Origin of the sequence: Croceibacterium ferulae (genome assembly GCF_003660445.1) — a bacterium.
GTDB classification, from domain to species: Bacteria; Pseudomonadota; Alphaproteobacteria; order Sphingomonadales; family Sphingomonadaceae; genus Croceibacterium; species Croceibacterium ferulae.
Genome location: NZ_QZVQ01000004.1, coordinates 183096 through 199034, shown reverse-complemented (window position 1 = coordinate 199034; position 15939 = coordinate 183096). Strand labels below are relative to the sequence as shown.

The window sequence follows — 15939 nt, the reverse complement described above, 5'->3', positions numbered from 1 at the left end:
AGGATGCAGGGTCGGCGACATGCCGGCCCTGCCCTGTCCCATCAGGCCACGGTGGCCGTGACGGGTTCCCCCTCCAGCAGGGCAAGGATACGCCGCAGGTCCGCGCCCGTGAACGGCTTGGACAGGATCGGGCGGTCGCGGAACTCCGCCGGGAACTGCTCCATGCTGTAGCCGGTGACGAAAGCGAAGGGTGTGCCGCTTTGCGCCAGCGCCTCCGCGACAGGGATGACCGGCTCCCCGTTCAGATTGCCGTCCAGCAGCACCGCATCCGGCGCTTCGGCGGCAAGCAGGTCCAGCGCCTGCCGGCATGATGTCGCGGGGCCAAGCGTGACCAGCCCCAGATCTTCCAGCTCCAGCGCCAATTCCATGGCGACCAGCGGCTCATCCTCCACGATCAGCACGCGCGAGAGACGTCGCGCCGAGCCGGCGAGCGAACTGGCGGGCGCCACAGGCTGGGTCTGCTGCTCCACCGCCGGGGCCGGTTGATCCGCCTCTTCCACCGGCATGGCGATGCGCCAGGTCAGACCTTCGCGGTGCACGTCGACATCGGCCCGACCGCCGGAAGGGCGCAGGCTGCCGGTGATCAGCTCGAACCCGAAGCCCCGCCGATCCACCGCCTCGATCAGCGGTCCGCCGCTCTCGCTCCAGCAGAAATGCAGCGTGCCGTCCGCAATGTGCCAGCTGACCGCCACCTGCCCGGCAGCACCGGACAGCGCGCCATATTTGTGCGCGTTGGTGGCCAGTTCATGCAGCACCAGCGCGAAGCGCAGCGCCAGTTCGGGCGGCAGATGCACGTCCGCCCCCTCCAGCCGCAGGCGTTCCTCCGGCACGGTGCCGATGGCCAGCTGGTCCGCGATCAGCCGGCGCAGGCTGGCGCTGCTCCAGGTGGTGGCGCTCAGCAAGGCGTGGGCGCGGGACATGGATTGCAGCCGGCCGGTGAAGTTCTCCTCGAACTGGGGGAGCGAACGGGCGCGCTTCAGGCTGAGCGAGGCCATCGCCTGCACTGTGGCCAGCGTGTTCTTCACGCGGTGGTTCAGCTCGCCCACCAGCAGGCGCTGCGTCTCTTCCGCCAGGTGGCGCTCGGTCACATCCTGCACCTGCAGCATCAGGGTCCGCGTGGGCCCCGCCTTGCCGGAGAGGGACGAATAGTACCACTCGCCATGCCCGACCGCGCCGTCCGCCCGGATGAAGCGATGGCACTGCATTTCGCGGCAATCGCCCTCGGCCAGCAGATCGGCGATGGCCGTCATGAAGGAGGTCCGCATGTCGGCCGGCAGGAAGGCCGCGTCCGCGATGCGCGTTCCCAGCATGGCGCCCGCATCAAGGCCGAACAGGCGCACCGCCCCTTCTGCCCAGGTGATGATGCGGCCATCGGCGTCCAGTTCGATCACGGCCAGCGGCGAATTGTCGCCATGCGCGCGCAGCCGGCCCAGGGCGGCGCCCAGCTCATCCCGTTGGCGTGCCAGTTCGCGGCGCTGGCGCGCCAGTTCCACGAACACCGAAACCTTGCTGCGCAAGACCGTGATGTCCAGCGGCTTCAGCAGGTAATCCACCCCGCCCGCCTCGAAGCCCTGGAAGCGGCGCTGCTCGTCCGTGGCGACGGCGGTCAGGAAGATGATCGGGATGCCGCGCGTGCGTTCGGTGCTGCGCATCAGCTCGGCCAGTTCGAAGCCGTCCATTTCCGGCATCTGCACATCCAGCAGAGCCAATGCAAAATCGCCGTGCAGCAGAAGTTCCAGCGCCTCGATCGCGCCACCCGCCTGCACCATCTCCACGCCCGGCAGATCCAGCGCTGCCTGCAACGCGGCGAGGTTGGCGGCAACGTCGTCCACCGCCAGGATGCGGATCGTTTCAGGTGGCATGGGCATTGGTCCCGTTCGGTAGGCTTGCGGGGCTGAGCGCGCTCCGGCGATAGATCTTGTCGGTCTTGGCAAAGTCGCTGAACAGCGGAGCATTGACCGACAGGTGGATCGTCTCCTTCGTGCCGAGGCCCAGGAAGCCGCCATGCGGCAGGGAGCGGGCAAACAGGCCGAGCGCACGGTCCTGCAGCGGACGGTCGAAATAGATCAGCACATTGCGGCTCGACACCAGCTGCACCTCCGAAAAGACCTCGTCACTGGCCAGGTTATGATCGGCGAACACCGCACGCCGGCGCAGCGTCGGATCGAACCGGGCAGCCCCGAACCCGGCCGTGTAGTAGTCGGCCAGCGAGCGTTTGCCGCCCGCGGCCTGGTAATTGGCGGTGAAGCCGGCAATGCGGTCCGTCGGGTAGATGCCCGCCTCCGCCCGCACCAGCGCCGCACGGTTGATGTCCGTGCAGTAGAACAGCGTGCGGTCCTCCAGCCCTTCCTCGCGGAACAGGATGGCGAGTGAGTAGAACTCCTCCCCATTGGCGACCCCGGCGACCCACACCTTCAGCGACGGCCAGGTGCGCAGATGCGGCACCACATCGCGCCGCAGCGCCGCGAAATAGGCGGGATCGCGGAACATCTCGCTGACCTGGATGGTCAGGAAGGACAGCAGCAAATTCAGTGCTGCCGGATCGTGCAGCACGACATGCTGCAGCTGCGACAGGCTGGACAACTGGAAATGCGCCAGCGCCCGGTCCAGCCGCCGTTCCAGCGAAGCCCGGGCGTAAGAGCGAAAATCGTACTGGTACTGGCGCCAGATCGCCTCCACCAGCAGGTCGAGCTCGATCGCCTGCACGGCCCGGTCGGTGGTGCCCATCAGCGCGGCATCCAGACACGCACCAGGCTGAGCAGCTTGTCCACGTCCAGCGGCTTGGCAAGGTAGTCGTTGGCGCCGGCCTCCAAGCATTCCTGCTGGTCGCGCTCCATGGCCTTGGCGGTCAGGGCGATGATCGGCAGGTTCTGCCAGTGCGGCTCGCCCCGCAGGTGGCGCATGGCGGTCAGTCCGTCCATTTCCGGCATCATGATGTCCATCAGCACCAGATCCACCGGCACGCCCCCATCGGCCCGGCTGCGGTCCAGCAGCTCGATCGCCTCGCGCCCGTTGCGCGCGACGCGCAGGCGCACGCCGTGCGGTTCCAGGATGCCGGTCAGGGCATAGATGTTGCGGACATCGTCCTCCACCACCAGCACCTGCCGCCCTTCCAGCATGGCATCGCGGCGCATGGCGCGTTCCAGCATATGCTGATGCTCGCTGGGCAGGTCGGCCACGACCTGGTGCAGGAACAGGGTCACCTCGTCCAGCAGCCGCTCCGGCGATTTGGCGCCCTTGACGATGATCGACTTGGAGTAGCGACGCAGCGCCAGCTCCTCCTCGGCCGACAGGTCACGGCCGGTATAGACGATCACCGGCGGGAAGCTGAACGCCTCGTCATTGCTCAGCCGCTCCAGCAGCTGCAGGCCGGACATGTCGGGCAGGTTGAGGTCCATCACCATGCAGTCGAAGGTCTGCTTGGCGACGAGTTCCAGGCACTCGGCGGCATTGTGCGCCTCAACCGTCTCGACATCGCGCGATGCCAGCAGGTGGCGGATGCTTTCGGCCTGCTTGGCGTCATCTTCCACCACCAGCACGCGGCGCAGGCGCTGCTCCATGCGCGCCTCCAGCCCTTCCAGCATGCCCACCAGTGCATCGCGGCTGACCGGCTTGAACAGATAGCCCACCGCCCCGCTGGCGAGCGCGGCCTGCATGTCGTCGTCGACCGACACCACATGCACCGGAATGTGCCGGGTCCGGACGTCGCGCTTGATCCGGTCCAGCACCGATAGGCCGGTATGGTCGGGCAGGTTCATGTCCAGGATCACGGCATGCGGGACATATTGCCGCGCCAGAAGCGTGCCTTCGTCCGCCGTGCCGGCGATCAGGCACTGGAAGCCCAGCTCGTGCACCAGGTCGCGCAGGATGCGGGCAAAGACCGGGTCGTCCTCTACCACCAGGATCAGGCGCTTGTCGCCCGCCAGCACGGCGCGATCATCATCGACCAGCGCGGGAGACAGGCCGTTCGGCGACATCGCAGGCTGCGGCAGGCTGCGCTGCGGGTTCGATGCGCGGCCGGTGGGCGATCGCCCAAGATCGCGAGCCGCCGCAGGACTGAAGCGTTGCGGCAGCTCCAGAGTAAAGGCGCTGCCCTCCCCCGGGATGCTATCCAGCAGGATCTCGCCACCCAGCAGCTTGGCCAGTTCGCGGCTGATCGACAGGCCCAGTCCGGTCCCGCCATAACGCCGGCTGATGCTGCCATCGGCCTGGCGGAAAGCCTCGAAGATGGCGTCTTGCTGCTCCGGGTCGATCCCCGGCCCGCTATCCCGCACCACCAGCGCCACCCGGCCTTCGGAACGTCCGCCGGTGACCGTCAAGGTGACCGCGCCCGTGTCGGTGAATTTGATGGCGTTGGACAGAAAGTTGCGCAGGATCTGTTCCAGCCGCTGCGGGTCGCTTTCCAGCTGCCGCGGCGCTCCATCCGCGACCGCAACCTCGAACCGCAGCCCCTTGTCGGCCGCCGCCAGCCCGAACACGCCGCGCAGCTTGTCCAGCGTGTCGGCCAGATCGATGGTGCGCAGCTGCAGGTCGACCTTGCCGGCCTCGATCTTGGAAATGTCCAGGATGTCGTTGATCAGCACCAGCAGGTCGTTGCCAGACCCTTCGATCGTCTCGGCGAAGCGGACCTGTTCGGCGGTCAGGTTGCCGCCGCGATTGTCGGCCAGTAGCCGGGCCATGATCAGCAGCGAGTTGAGGGGTGTGCGCAGCTCATGGCTCATATTGGCCAGGAACTCGGATTTGTAGCGGCTGGCCTGCTCCAGCTCGGCCGCCTGGTTCTGCAGCGATGCCTGCGCCCGGGTCAGCTCGTCACGTTGTGCTTCCAGCGAACTGGTCTGCTCTTCCAGCTGGGCGTTGCTCCGCTCCAGCTCCGCCTGCTGGTCTTCCAGCTGCGCCTGCGATGCCAGCAGCTGGCGGCTTTGCGCGTCCAGCTCCTCGTTGCTGGCGCGCAGTTCCTCGCTTTGCGCCTGCAGTTCGGTCGCCTGGGCCTGCGTTTCCGCAAGCAGATCCTGCAGCCGTTCGCGGTAGATCGCCGAGCGGAAGGCGACGGCCATCTGGCCCGAGATCAGGTCCAGGAACTCCGTCACCTCGGCAATACGCCTTGTGCCGGCATCGAAGAACCCCAGCTCCACCACGCCATTTGCCAGTCCGTCCACGGCACTGACGGTCACGACCACGCTGCCGGGCGTCGCCTGCCCCAGTGCCGTGCCGAAGGTGAGATAGCCTGCGGGCACCGGGTTCAGCACATGGCTGCGGCAATCCCGCACGGCTTCGGCCAGCAATCCGTCATCGACGCTCAACTGTTCCGGCACGGGGGCAGAAGAAGGCACGCCGAAGGTGGCCATGCGGCGGAACACGGCACCGTCGCGCAAATACAGCGCACCGACGCTGGCGCCCTTGCGCTCCACCAGGAAGCGCAAGGCGCGCTCCGCCGCCTCGACCGGCCCGATCTCCCCGGCCAGTTCCTTCGCCAGCCGGGCCTCCCCATCGCGCAGCCATTGCTGGCGGCGGTTCTGTGCCCGGTAGCCGATGAACAGGAAGCCGATGATCGCCAGCAGCAGGTTGGTGAATGTCGCCAACCCCCTGTTGGTCAGCGCGACGCCGGTATCGATCCCCTCCGGAGCGAAGACGAAGCCGACGACCATCAGCGCCGTGGCGATCACCGCCACGATGACCGGCGTGGCGCGGTGCATCGTCAGATAGGCCAGCACCGTTGGCAGGAGGTAGAGGACCCAGACCGCGGTCCCCAGCGGAAAGCTCAGGTCGGCCAGGAACGTGCCGCCTAGCAGCAGCAGCAGGCCGGCATAGGGCAGCAGCCGACCGTCAAACCCTTGTCTTGACGGCATTATCTACTCAACAAGCGGGATTGAACGGCACCATGTCGCGCCCCCGTCCTGCTCGCGACATGCCTGCAACTATTCGGCCCCAAACGCCAAGTGGGCAGCATGGTTCCCGCTAATTTGCCGACTGCTCCGCTTTCGCCCGGCGGCGCCAGCGATGCAGCACCGGCTCCGTGTAACCGGACGGCTGCGTCAGCCCATCGAACACCAGGTCACAGGCGGCACGAAAGGCAGGATGCGCCTGCCACTCCGGCGCCATCGGGCGATAGCCGGCCGTGTCTGCATTCTGCCCATCCACCCGCGCGGCCATGCGCCGCAAGGCATCCAGCACCTGTTCGCGCGTCACCACGCCGTGCAGCAGCCAGTTCACGATGTGCTGACTGGAAATGCGCAGCGTCGCGCGATCCTCCATCAGCCCGATATCGGCGATGTCCGGCACCTTGGAACAGCCGATCCCCGCATCGATCCAGCGCACGACATAGCCGAGCAGGCTCTGGCAATTGTTCTCCAGCTCCTCGATGATCTCCCGCTCCGACCAGGTGCCACCGGCCAGGGGCGGCGTGAGCAGCGCGTCCAGACCGGGTGCCTCCGCCAGCGTGCGCTGCGCCGCGAACACGTCCGTCGCATGGTAGTGCAGTGCGTGCAGCACGGCCGTGGTGGGGGACGGCACCCATGCCGTGCTGGCGCCGGCCGCAGGATGCGCGCCCTTTTCCGCCAGCATGGCCGCCATCTGGTCCGGCGCGGCCCACATCCCCTTGCCGATCTGCGCCCGGCCGCCCAGCCCGCAGGCAAGGCCCACCGCGACATTGCGCCGTTCATAGGCGTCCAGCCAGGGCGCCTGCTTCATCTCGCCCTTGCGCACGACCGGCCCGGCCTGCATCGCCGTATGAATCTCGTCACCCGTGCGATCGAGGAAGCCGGTGTTGATGAACACGATCCGCTGCCGCAGCGCATGGATGCAGGCCGCGAGGTTTGCGCTGGTGCGCCGTTCCTCGTCCATCAGACCCAGCCGGATCGTGTGGCGCGGCAGGTGCAGCAGGTCCTCGACACCGTCCATCACATCATTGACGAAGGCGCATTCGGCAGGGCCATGCAGCTTCGGCTTGACGATATAGATCGCCCCCACAGCGCTGTTGCGCCAGCGTGTGTGCCCGCGCACGTCCAACGCGCCGATCGCGGCGGTGACCACTGCATCCAGCAGCCCTTCAAACACTTCGCTGCCATCCGGCAGCAGCACGGCATCGCTGGTCATCAGCAGACCGACATTGCGCACGAACAGCAGGCTGCGTCCGCGCAGGGCGCCAGGGTGACCATCCGGATCGGTACAGGAAAGATCGCCGTCCAGCTGGCGGATCTGCCGGTCGCCACCCTTGTCGAACCGGGCCATCAGATCGCCGCGGATCACGCCCAGCCAGTTGCGATAGGCGGCCAACTTGTCCGCCGCATCCACCGCCGCCACTGAGTCTTCCAGATCGACGATTGTGGTCACCGCCGCTTCCAGCCGGATATCGGCAATGCCGGCTGCGTCGCTTTGGCCGATCGGATGGGCGCGGTCGAACACCAGTTCGACATGCAGGCCATGATGGCGAAACAGCAGCCCCTGCTGGGTGGTGCCCGCGGCCTGCGCCGGATCGGCCAGCCTGATGGCATCGGCATCGGGCAGGTCGGCCCAACTGCCCTGCCTCAACGGAAAGGTGCGATCCAGAAAGTCCCGCCCGGCGGCGATCACCCGGGCACCGCGCGCAGGGTCGTAGGCGCTCCCCACTGGCAGGTCGCCCAAAGCGTCGGTGCCATACAAGGCATCATACAGGCTGCCCCAGCGCGCATTGGCGGCATTGAGCAAATAGCGCGCATTCAGCACCGGCACGACCAGCTGCGGCGCGGCGATCGACGCGACCTCCGGGTCGACCGGAAGATCCGCGATGGTGAACGGCTCCGGTTCGGGCAGCAGATAGCCGTTCGCGCGGAGGAACTCGCGGGTGGCCACAGGGTCATGCGCCTGTCCGCGCCGATCCCGATGCCATGCGTCGATCTGCCGCTGCAGATGGTCGCGCGTTGCCAACAGCGACTGGTTCTGCGGCGTGAAACGCGCAATCAGTGCGGCGAAGCCGTGCCAGAACGCGGCGGGATCCAGCCCGAGCGGCGCCAGTATCTCCGCTTCCAGGAAGTGCGCCAGCGCATCGTCGACCTGCAACCCGGCGATCTGCATCCGCGCCATCCATCCGCTCCCGTGTGTTGTCTGCCGGTTTTACTACGCCCGCCGGCGGTGCTTTGAAACCCGGCCGACAAGCGGCTACAGCCTGCCGATGGGATTGGAGAAAGCAGAGCAACAGGCGCTGGCGCCGGTCGACCCGGCAGCCATGCTGTCACGGGTGGAGCAATGGTGCGCGATCAACAGCGGCACCACCAACATCCCGGGTCTGGCGCAGCAAGCCGCGGCGCTGGCCGATGCCTTCGCCGCCTTGCCCGGGGAGGTGTCGCTGCTGGACCCGGCCCCCGTCATCGCGATCGACCCGGCCGGGCAGCAGATCGAACAGGCGCATGGGCAGCACCTGCTGGTGCGCGTGAGACCGGGGGCCGGTCGCCGCTTCCTGCTAACCGGCCACATGGACACGGTCTACCCTGCCGATCACCCGTTCCAGACCGCCCGCTGGCTGGATGCCGAGACGCTGAATGCGCCGGGTGCGGCGGACATGAAGGGCGGCCTCGCCGTGATGCTGGAGGCGCTGCTGGCGCTGGAGACGGGGCCGGTCGCCAGCGGTATGGGCTATGACGTGCTCATCAATGCGGACGAGGAGACCGGCTCACTCGCGTCCTCCGCGCTGATCGCGAAACTGGCGGCCGGCAAGGGGGCGGCGCTGACTTACGAGCCCGCAACCGCGCCTGACGGCACGCTGGCCCATGCGCGCGGAGGCAGCGGCAATTACTCCGTGGTGGCGACGGGCCGCTCCGCCCATGCCGGCCGCAACCCGCAGGACGGGCGCAACGCCGTGCTGGCCCTGGCCGATCTGGCGCTGCGCCTGAAGGCGCTGACCCGGGCGGACCTGTCGGTCAATCCGGCACGGATCGACGGGGGCAGCGCCAACAATGTCGTGCCCGAACATGCCGTGCTGCGCTTCAACATCCGTCCACAGACAGTGGCGGCAGCGCAGCGGTTCGACGACGACTTTACCAAGGCCTTGGCCGAAGTCACCGCCCAGTACGAAGTGCAGCTCCACCCGCATGGCGGCATCACCCGGCCGCCCAAGCCGGTGGGCGCAGGGGCGCAGCGGCTGTTCGACCTGGTGCAGCGCGCCGGCGCCGATCTGGGCCAGCATTTCGGCTGGCGACCCAGCGGCGGCGTGTGCGACGGCAACAATATCGCCGCGGCCGGCGTGCCGGTAGTGGACACGATGGGCGTGCGGGGCGGCGCGATACACTCGACGGACGAATACATGATCGTGCCCAGCCTGGCCGAACGGGCACGATTGTCGGTGCTGGTCCTGCATCGTCTCGCTTTGGGAGAACCGGCATGAGCTTCGTGATCCGCACCGCCGGACCGGACGATCTGCAGCCGCTCTACGAGATGGCCAAGCTGACAGGGGGCGGCTTCACCAACCTGCCGCCGGAACGCGCCGCACTGGCGGCCAAGCTGGAGCGATCCGCCGCCGGCCTCGCCCGCACCGATGCCGCCGTGCAGGACGAGCAGTTCGTGCTGGTGCTGGAGAATGTGGAGACCGGCACCGTGCGCGGGACCGGGCAGCTGTTCACGCAGGTGGGGCAACGCTGGCCGTTCTATTCCTACCGCCTCACCACCATGACCCAATATTCGCGCGAGCTGGAACGCACCATGCGCGCCGAAATGCTGAGCCTGGTGACCGATCTGGAAGGGTCGAGCGAGGTCGGCGGGCTGTTCCTGCACCCCGGAGAGCGCGCCGGCGGTCTGGGCCTGCTGCTTGCGCGCAGCCGGTACCTGTTCATCGCCGCGCACCGCCACCGCTTCGCTCCGCGTATCCTGGCGGAGCTGCGCGGCATCATTGACGAACGTGGCGGATCGCCCTTCTGGGACGCGGTCGGCGGGCGCTTCTTCGGGATGACCTTTCAGGAGGCGGACGAGTTCAACGCCCTGCACGGCAACCAGTTCATCGCCGACCTGATGCCCAAGCACCCGGTCTATACCGCCATGCTGGCGGAAGAAGCCCGCCGGGTGATCGGCCTGCCCCACCCGACAGGCCGTGCGGCCATGCGCATGCTGGAGCATGAGGGCTTCCACCATCACGGCTATGTCGACATCTTCGATGGCGGGCCGACGATGACGGCGATGACCGATCAGGTCGCCAGCGTGCGGCAGGCGCATCGCGGCGCGTTGTCCGATACCATGCTGGCCAAGGGCGAACAGGCGCTGATCGCCGCGGGGACGCTGGCCGCATTCCGGTGCTGCTTCGGCGCGCGGCAGGTGCTGGACGACGGCACCGTGGCGATCGACTTGCATACGGCAGACCTCCTTCAGGTCGGCACCGGCGACACGATGTGGAGCATCGCGCGATGAGCCTGACCGAGATCAATTTCGACGGCATTGTCGGCCCCAGCCACAATTACGCCGGTCTCAGCCTGGGCAATCTGGCGGCGACCGCCCATGCCGGCGAGGCCAGCCATCCGCGCGCCGCCGCCTTGCAGGGCTTGGCCAAGATGCGCGGCAACATGGCGCTGGGCCTGCCGCAGGGCGTGCTGCTGCCGCTGCCGCGCCCCAATGCGGGCTGGCTGGAGCGGCTGGCCTGGACGCCGGAGGCGGACCGCGCCTTGCTGGCCGGCGCCTGGTCCGCCAGTGCGATGTGGACCGCCAATGCCGCCACCGTCAGCCCCGCCCCGGACACGGCGGACGGGCGCTGCCACCTGACCGCTGCCAACCTCGTCACCATGCCGCACCGGGCGCAGGAATGGCCCGACACCGTTCGCCAACTGCGCCTGGCGTTTGCCGATGGGCACCACTTCGCCGTCCACGATGCGGTGCCGCCCTGCTTCGGTGACGAGGGAGCCGCCAATCATATGCGCATGGCGGTGGAGCATGGCGCTCCCGGTATCGAGATCTTCGTCTATGGCCGGCCCGGCGGCCGCTTCCCCGCACGTCAGCACGAACAGGCCAGCCGCGCGGTCGCCCGCCGCCACGGGCTGGACCCTGCTCGCACGCTGTTCGTCGAACAGGCAGCGGAGGCGATCGAGGCGGGCGCCTTCCACAATGATGTGGTGGCGGTGGCGAACGGCCCAGTGCTGTTCACGCATGAACGTGCCTTTGCCGATCCCGACGGTACCTATGCTGCGATTCGCCGCCTGCTTCCGGGCGCACAAATCATCGTGGTGCCGGAGGCGGAGGTGAGCCTGGCCGATGCCATCGCCTCCTACCTGTTCAACGCCCAGCTGCTGACCCTACCCGACGGCGGCGGCATGGCCCTGGTCGTGCCGGGAGAGGCCTGGACGCATCTGCGGGTGCGGCCGTTCCTTGAGCGGATGCTGGCGGGCAACGGCCCTATCCGGCAGGTGCTGCCGGTGGACGTGCGCGAGAGCATGGCCAATGGCGGCGGCCCGGCCTGCCTGCGGCTGCGCGTCGTGGCCGACCCGGCGGCGGTCGATCCGCGCTTCCTGCTGGACGAAACAAAGGCCGCGCTGCTGGAGCAGGTGATCGCCGCGCACTGGCCGGAGGAGATCGCACCGGCGCAGCTGGGCGATCCCGAGCTCGCCCGGCAGATTGTCGCAGCACGGCACGCCTTGCTGGACGCGCTGGACCTGCTGGAACTTGCCTGATCAGGAGTGATTGTGCGGATGATGACCTTCAGACCCAAGCGGCTGCTCGCGCTGTTCACCATCCGCACGCGGCTGGAGGCGTTTGCCATCATCTACGCCCTGTCGCTGGGCGCTACCCAGCGCGGCTCCGCCTATCTGCAGGAATATCCCGGCTGGGGCGGGCGGCTGCTGTTCCTGGCCTGCTGCTGCGCGGTCATGATGGCCGGCGCCAAGATCCTGGACTGCCTGCGGCTGGAAGAAGCGGCCAGGGCCCGGCAGATCGCTGAGGGAGCCAGCTGATCCCAGCGGCTTTTACGACCGCTTAACCGCCACCCCCTATTGCTGCCCTCCATGCGATTGGATGGCGGACGATGAACACGCGCGACTTTGTGCGCCGGCTGATCCGGGACCGGCGCGGCGCCGCGCTGCCGATCATGGCGGCGGGCCTGCTGCCGGTGCTGGCCGGGGTCGGCGCGGCGATCGATATCGGCCGCATCGTCATCGTCCGCAGCCAGATGCAGGCGGGCGTTGATGCCGGCGCGCTTGCCGGCGCCCGCGTGTTCGGCCTGAAGGACGATCGCGCCGAGCAGGTCACCGCCTATTTCCACGCCAACATGCCCGATGGCTATGTCGGTGCCGATCCGATCGAACCCGTTCCGGACTTCCAGGAGGTCAGGGGCGTCAACCGGGTCAAGGTGGCGGCCACCACCGAGCTGCCGATGGTGTTCATGCGCCTGTTCGGCATCGAGACCTCCACCATCACGGTCGACGCCGTAGCGGAGATGCAGCCCAAGCCGCTGGAGGTGATGGTGGTGCTGGACGACACCGGATCGATGGGCGGCGGCCTGGACAAGGGCACGCGCATGACCGCGCTGCAGACCGCCATGTACGATTTCATCAATATCCTGCACCAGGGCAAGACCCGTCGGGAAGATCTGGCGATGGGCATCGTGACCTATACCGTCACCACCAATGTGGGGCAGATCCTGAAAGACGCCAATGTCCCCATCATGGCGAGAGACGGCTTCACCAACGTCAGCAAGTACACCGGCGGCTCCAACGAGGCCCCGTCGAATCCGCTCGCCTGGCGCGGCTGTGTCGAGAACGATCCGACCCAGCGCGACCTGAGCGAATTCGCCACGGTCATGGAGGAAAAAGCCTGGGACATCGACAGCATACTGCCCGGCGAGAAAGGCCGCCCGGGCGTACGGCCCTATCACGTACCTCCGGTGACGACGACGAAGGTCAGTGATGCCGCCTTCTCGGCCAGCGCCCGCGTGCCGGCGAACTACGAAGCCGCCCACCCGAACACCGCCACCTGGACCGACCGGAAAAACAACCTGTACCGACTGAGTGCCGACGGGCGGCTCGATATTGCGCAGACGCTCGCCAACACGGACGCCTATCGCCAGTACTTCTACGATTTCTACATCGGCCTGAATCACGGCAAGAACAACAGCCCGGATGACGATGTCATCGTGCGCGCATCTGACAACGGACCTTACACACCGGGCTCCACCGACGAGTGGAAGGTGGTGTATTCTCGCATTCCCTACATCGGCGCCACCACTGACTGGAGCGAGCCGAACAAGGCGTATGGTTACCCCACGCGGTCCGGTCGGAATCTGAAAATGCCCACGCCGAACTGGCAGTGTCCGGAACCGGCGCTGAAGCTTGCCTATGGGCAGGCCAAATCGGTCTATGACAATTACATCAAGTACGACAACTACCCGGTGATGCCCGCCGACGGTACGCTGCACCACATCGGCATGCTGTGGGGCTATCGCCTGCTGACCCGCAGCGATGTGTTCATACGCCACAACCCGGTGCCGGCCGAGACGCCGCTGCGCGCACTGGTTTTCATGACCGACGGCGAAAGCAACGCCAACAGGCATGCCGCGTGGTACGGCGCTTATGGCAACATGCGCGAGCGCAGGATCAGCAGCAGCGACAGCGATATCGGCAAGTTCAAGAAACAGGTCATGTATCGCTTCGCCAAGGTCTGCGAAAACGCTAAACGCGATGGCATTGCCGTCTACATCGTGTCTTTGGGAACAACGTCCGATGATGCCGAAAATGTGTTCAGCGCTTGCGCCGGGACAAACTTCTTGGAGACCACCACACAGAGCCAGATCCAGAACGCCTTCCGCCAGATCGCGGTCGATCTGGTCGACCTGCACCTCACGCAATGATCGCCGCCCGACTTTCAGCCCTGCGCCAGAGGGAGGACGGCGTGGCGGCCGTGGAGTTCGCCATGCTGGCGCCGGCCATGATCCTGCTGCTGTCCGGCACGATCGAGGCGGCGCACTTCCTGATGGTGCAGACAACGCTGGAGGGTGCCGTCACCAACGCCGCGCGCGAGAACGCGGTTTCGCTGACGCTGGACGAGGACACACGCTTCGCCAACATGAGCGGTCGTGTCGAGGGCATCATGCAGTACTACCCCGTGGCGAACGGGGAGAAGCTGGAGATCGAGACGCAGGTCTATGCCAGCTTCGGCGGCGAAGCGTTCGAGGACCTGAACGGGAATGGCCGGCATGACGAGGGCGAGACGTACATCGACCGCAACGGCAACAAGGTGTGGGACAAAGCGCTGTCGAAAGGCGGGCGCCTGGGCGATGTGGGGGATGTCGTCTCATACCGCGTGACCTACCCGGTCGATCCGTTCTTCCCCTTCCTGCGGCAGATCTTTGGTGGGCCGCTGCGGCTGACCAGCAGCACCGTTGCCCGCAACGAGCCGGAACGGTCCATCCTGTAATGCCGGCCCGTGCCCGCAAGGCAATCCGCACCCTGTGGCGCTGCCGGCGCGGGGTCACGGCCGTGGAATTCGCGCTCACGTTGCCGGTGTTTCTGGGCCTGATGGGCGCCGCGATCGAGCTGTCCTTTGTCATGATCACTTCGATGAAGGTGCAGCGGCTGGCCACGATGACCGCCGATCTGGTCGCCCGCGACGGCGCATCGGAGCATCGCCTGACCGAAGCGCAGATCTATGACATCCTGTACGCCATGGACGTGGCCGCGCAGCCGCTCGACGTGCGGGGACGCGGCCGGGTCATCGTCTCTGCGGTGATGGGACAGGATCTGGACGACAACGGCACCGGCGATACCAACCGGATCATGTGGCAGCGTTTCGACGGCGGTCTGACCCGGGCGCCACGGCTGATCGGCTGCTGGAGCATCACGGATCGCACATCCGGCATCCCGCGGCAGCTGAATGCGGGCGAGCCGCTGTTCCACGCGCAGGTCAGTTACGCTTACGATCCGATGTTCAGCCGCGCGTTCGTCAAATGGCTTCAGGTTCCGGAGGTCATCACCCGCACGGCAACCTTCCGCGGGCGCGGCGCGATCTATCACCCGGTGCTGGCGGTGGAGGGCTACACGCCCAAGGACGACTGCCTGTCCGCCAGCGGGCTGTAGCCTGATGGAAAAGGTGGGGTGCTTCTGTTGCTGGGCGCACCCCGTGCCCCCGGAATCCCTTCTGTTGCCCGGTGGGTCCAACCGCGCTTTAGCTTTGTAAGATCAGGCCGTTAGGCCGTCAGGTTACGCAGCGATTGCGAGTGCTTCGTTATCGTTGGCACTTGTGGGTTTTTGAGCCTTATGCGGGTTACTCAGCCCGAGCAAAAACGATGTCTTTGAACACACGTCGATCCTGGTTCGGCCCCGTCATCAACAGCAGTCGCCCGCTGGTGGTGGTGGAGCCGCCGGGTACTGCCCCCGGGTCCGCTGTGTCTATTACACACCATCATTTATCGCCATATCCGGTCGAAACCGGCACGATCGATATAGCGTGCTTACACAGGATGTGAAGGGGTCGATGCAGTCCCGGCAGGACGATCCTTCAGCTGGGCCAGGATCTCCTTCAGCACGTCCAGCTGCGGATCGGTCGGGATGGCCGGCACCGCCGATGTATCCTCCGTCGCCTTCTGCTTGGCCTGCATCTCGTCCACCAGGCGGTTCACCGTCTTGACCAGCAGGAACAGCGCAAAGGCGACGATCAGGAAGTTGATCAGCTGCGTCACGAAATCGCCATAGCCCAGCATGGCCACGCCGGCCGCCTTCAGCCCGGCATAGGAGGTGCGATCACCCACGTAATCGGCCGGAATCTCGCCCAGCAGGATGAAGAAGTTGGAGAAGTCCACATCGCCGAACACCCATCCGATCAGCGGCATGATGATGCTTTCGGTCAGGGAGGTGACGATCCGCCCGAAAGCCGCGCCGATGATCACGCCGATCGCCAGGTCGAGCACATTGCCCCGCGCGATGAATTTCTTGAACTCTCCAAACATCGACCATCCCCCCGCTGAGCACCTGTCTCGCCCCACGCTACCCCGCCCCCCTGCGC

The 15939-nt window shown here is 66.8% G+C and carries 12 protein-coding genes and 1 other RNA gene; 7 read left to right on the top strand and 6 right to left on the bottom strand.

Annotated features, from left to right (window positions below):
* Window positions 1-41: 41 nt before the first annotated feature.
* From D5S08_RS06225 to D5S08_RS06210, 4 genes are all read right to left on the bottom strand, one after another.
* Window positions 42-1862 (bottom strand): response regulator, encoded by a 1821-nt coding sequence (locus tag D5S08_RS06225; protein WP_121116628.1) that lies wholly within the window; start codon window positions 1860-1862, stop codon window positions 42-44.
* Window positions 1852-2727, bottom strand: coding sequence for a CheR family methyltransferase (locus tag D5S08_RS06220; RefSeq protein WP_121116626.1), 876 nt, complete (start codon window positions 2725-2727; stop codon window positions 1852-1854). The genes D5S08_RS06225 and D5S08_RS06220 overlap by 11 nt, the downstream gene beginning before the upstream one ends.
* Window positions 2727-5846, bottom strand: coding sequence for a response regulator (locus D5S08_RS06215; RefSeq protein WP_175578885.1), 3120 nt, complete (start codon window positions 5844-5846; stop codon window positions 2727-2729). Before D5S08_RS06215 ends, D5S08_RS06220 begins: the two co-directional genes overlap by 1 nt.
* A gap of 109 nt (window positions 5847-5955) precedes the next feature.
* Window positions 5956-8058: a malate synthase G gene (locus D5S08_RS06210; RefSeq protein WP_121116624.1), complete on the bottom strand. Its 2103-nt coding sequence runs from the start codon at window positions 8056-8058 to the stop codon at window positions 5956-5958.
* Window positions 8059-8146: 88 nt separating this feature from the next.
* Here D5S08_RS06210 and D5S08_RS06205 point away from each other — a divergent pair, with 88 nt between their 5' ends.
* The 7 genes from D5S08_RS06205 (at window position 8147) to D5S08_RS06175 (ending at window position 15014) form a co-directional block, all read left to right on the top strand.
* Window positions 8147-9355, top strand: coding sequence for a hydrolase (locus tag D5S08_RS06205; RefSeq protein WP_121116622.1), 1209 nt, complete (start codon window positions 8147-8149; stop codon window positions 9353-9355).
* Window positions 9352-10368 carry an arginine N-succinyltransferase gene (locus D5S08_RS06200; protein WP_121116620.1) on the top strand — a complete coding sequence of 339 codons (1017 nt, stop codon included), beginning with the start codon at window positions 9352-9354 and terminating at the stop codon, window positions 10366-10368. Before D5S08_RS06205 ends, D5S08_RS06200 begins: the two co-directional genes overlap by 4 nt.
* Window positions 10365-11618, top strand: coding sequence for an N-succinylarginine dihydrolase (locus tag D5S08_RS06195; protein ID WP_121116618.1), 1254 nt, complete (start codon window positions 10365-10367; stop codon window positions 11616-11618). Before D5S08_RS06200 ends, D5S08_RS06195 begins: the two co-directional genes overlap by 4 nt.
* Before the next feature lie 18 nt (window positions 11619-11636).
* Entirely contained in the window at window positions 11637-11897 is a 261-nt protein-coding gene (locus D5S08_RS06190) for a hypothetical protein (protein ID WP_421757449.1), read from the top strand.
* A 71-nt stretch (window positions 11898-11968) separates the two neighbouring features.
* Entirely contained in the window at window positions 11969-13789 is a 1821-nt protein-coding gene (locus D5S08_RS06185) for a TadE/TadG family type IV pilus assembly protein (RefSeq protein ID WP_121116616.1), read from the top strand.
* The gene (locus D5S08_RS06180) at window positions 13786-14355 is read left to right on the top strand and encodes a TadE/TadG family type IV pilus assembly protein (protein WP_121116614.1); all 570 of its coding nucleotides are present in this window, start codon (window positions 13786-13788) and stop codon (window positions 14353-14355) included. The genes D5S08_RS06185 and D5S08_RS06180 overlap by 4 nt, the downstream gene beginning before the upstream one ends.
* Window positions 14355-15014, top strand: coding sequence for a TadE/TadG family type IV pilus assembly protein (locus D5S08_RS06175; protein WP_121116612.1), 660 nt, complete (start codon window positions 14355-14357; stop codon window positions 15012-15014). The genes D5S08_RS06180 and D5S08_RS06175 overlap by 1 nt, the downstream gene beginning before the upstream one ends.
* Window positions 15015-15064: 50 nt before the next feature.
* On the opposite strand, the gene ssrA is transcribed toward D5S08_RS06175, so the two are convergent.
* Window positions 15065-15408, bottom strand: a transfer-messenger RNA (tmRNA) gene (gene ssrA / locus D5S08_RS06170).
* Window positions 15389-15883 carry a large conductance mechanosensitive channel protein MscL gene (mscL, locus tag D5S08_RS06165; protein ID WP_155522963.1) on the bottom strand — a complete coding sequence of 165 codons (495 nt, stop codon included), beginning with the start codon at window positions 15881-15883 and terminating at the stop codon, window positions 15389-15391. Before mscL ends, ssrA begins: the two co-directional genes overlap by 20 nt.
* Window positions 15884-15939: the final 56 nt, after the last annotated feature.

Bases quoted from the DNA above. Each gene is read 5' to 3' on its own strand.
- D5S08_RS06225 (WP_121116628.1), bottom strand. From the start codon at position 1,862: ATGCCACCTGAAACGATCCGCATCCTGGCGGTGGACGACGTTGCCGCC.
- D5S08_RS06220 (WP_121116626.1), bottom strand. From the start codon at position 2,727: ATGGGCACCACCGACCGGGCCGTGCAGGCGATCGAGCTCGACCTGCTG.
- D5S08_RS06215 (WP_175578885.1), bottom strand. From the start codon at position 5,846: ATGCCGTCAAGACAAGGGTTTGACGGTCGGCTGCTGCCCTATGCCGGC.
- D5S08_RS06210 (WP_121116624.1), bottom strand. From the start codon at position 8,058: ATGGCGCGGATGCAGATCGCCGGGTTGCAGGTCGACGATGCGCTGGCG.
- D5S08_RS06205 (WP_121116622.1), top strand. From the start codon at position 8,147: ATGGGATTGGAGAAAGCAGAGCAACAGGCGCTGGCGCCGGTCGACCCG.
- D5S08_RS06200 (WP_121116620.1), top strand. From the start codon at position 9,352: ATGAGCTTCGTGATCCGCACCGCCGGACCGGACGATCTGCAGCCGCTC.
- D5S08_RS06195 (WP_121116618.1), top strand. From the start codon at position 10,365: ATGAGCCTGACCGAGATCAATTTCGACGGCATTGTCGGCCCCAGCCAC.
- D5S08_RS06190 (WP_421757449.1), top strand. From the start codon at position 11,637: ATGATGACCTTCAGACCCAAGCGGCTGCTCGCGCTGTTCACCATCCGC.
- D5S08_RS06185 (WP_121116616.1), top strand. From the start codon at position 11,969: ATGAACACGCGCGACTTTGTGCGCCGGCTGATCCGGGACCGGCGCGGC.
- D5S08_RS06180 (WP_121116614.1), top strand. From the start codon at position 13,786: ATGATCGCCGCCCGACTTTCAGCCCTGCGCCAGAGGGAGGACGGCGTG.
- D5S08_RS06175 (WP_121116612.1), top strand. From the start codon at position 14,355: ATGCCGGCCCGTGCCCGCAAGGCAATCCGCACCCTGTGGCGCTGCCGG.
- mscL (WP_155522963.1), bottom strand. From the start codon at position 15,883: ATGTTTGGAGAGTTCAAGAAATTCATCGCGCGGGGCAATGTGCTCGAC.